Source organism: Dietzia sp. DQ11-71 (assembly GCF_014144995.1).
GTDB classification, from domain to species: domain Bacteria; phylum Actinomycetota; class Actinomycetes; order Mycobacteriales; family Mycobacteriaceae; genus Dietzia; species Dietzia kunjamensis.
Window position 1 is genome coordinate 1 of record NZ_JAALDT010000187.1, and the last position, 1,029, is coordinate 1,029.

General features: G+C 71.0%; 4 protein-coding genes. All 4 read left to right on the plus strand.

Annotated features, from left to right (window positions below; all coding sequences use genetic code 11):
- Positions 1–366, plus strand: a 366-nt coding sequence (locus tag G6023_RS07685) for a cytochrome c oxidase assembly protein (RefSeq protein WP_182634817.1), incomplete at its 5' end; no start/stop codon positions are given.
- 26 nt (positions 367–392) lie between these two features.
- Positions 393–608, plus strand: a complete 216-nt coding sequence (locus G6023_RS07690; RefSeq protein ID WP_067713058.1) for a hypothetical protein — start codon at positions 393–395, stop codon at positions 606–608.
- Positions 608–904, plus strand: a complete 297-nt coding sequence (locus G6023_RS07695) for a hypothetical protein (RefSeq protein ID WP_182634819.1) — start codon at positions 608–610, stop codon at positions 902–904. The genes G6023_RS07690 and G6023_RS07695 overlap by 1 nt, the downstream gene beginning before the upstream one ends.
- On the plus strand, positions 901–1,029 hold a 129-nt coding region (locus tag G6023_RS07700; protein WP_182634821.1), incomplete at its 3' end, for a bifunctional adenosylcobinamide kinase/adenosylcobinamide-phosphate guanylyltransferase. The genes G6023_RS07695 and G6023_RS07700, both read left to right, overlap by 4 nt.

The window sequence follows — 1,029 nt, forward strand, 5'->3', positions numbered from 1 at the left end:
CTGGTCCACGTCCACGTCCTGCTCGCCGGGATCGCGTTCACCGTGGCGATGATCGGCCCGGACCCCAACCCGCACCGCGCCTCCCTGCGCGTCCGCGCGACCGTGCTGGTGGTGTTCATCGCCGCCCACTCGATCCTCGCCAAGTGGCTCTACGCACACCCGCCCGCCGGCGTGGAGCCGGCCGACGCCCGCGCCGGCGCGCAGCTCATGTACTACGGGGGCGACGTCGTCGACCTGGCGATCCTCATCCTGTTGTTCGCCGGGTGGTACCCCGGCTCGCGCTTCCGGGCCCAGCTGTTGCCCGGTAACCCCGCCCGGGAACGCCGCGAACGCCGTATCCCTCGCGCCGGGCAGCGCCTAGGATAAGAAAAATCCGATCCGGGAGGTACGCCGTGGCCACGAAGAAGCGCTGGAACGACCTGACCGACACGCAGAAGACGGTCCTGCTCACGCTCATCTCGGTGCAGGTGTCACTCGCCGCGACCGCGTGGGCGGACCTCGCCTCCCGTCCCGCGGCGAAGGTGCAGGGCTCCAAGGGCAAATGGGCCGCGATCATCGCGATCAACTTCATCGGGCCGATCCTCTACTTCACCCGCGGGCGGCGGTAGTGACCACCCGGTCACGGGCCGGCCTGGCCACCGGTGTCGTCCTCGCCGTCGTCCTCGCCCTGGGCGCGTGCGCGGCCGGACCCAACGTCGACGTCGCCCCCACCGGCGCCGGGTTCCTCCTCGGCCTGTGGCACGGGATCATCCTCCCCGTCACCTTCGTCATCTCCCTCTTCACCGACACCGTGACGATCTACGAGGTGAACAACAACGGCAACTGGTACGACTTCGGCTTCGTCGTGGGACTGGCCCTGTTCTCCGGCCCGGCCCTCGCCGGCGGCCGGGGGCGGCGGGGATGACGCGCGTCCTGGTGACCGGCGGCGTCCGATCCGGCAAGTCCCGGCACGCGGTGCGACTGCTCGGCGACACCGACACGGTGACGTTCGTCGCGCCGGGCCGCCCCGCCGACGAACTCGACGACCCC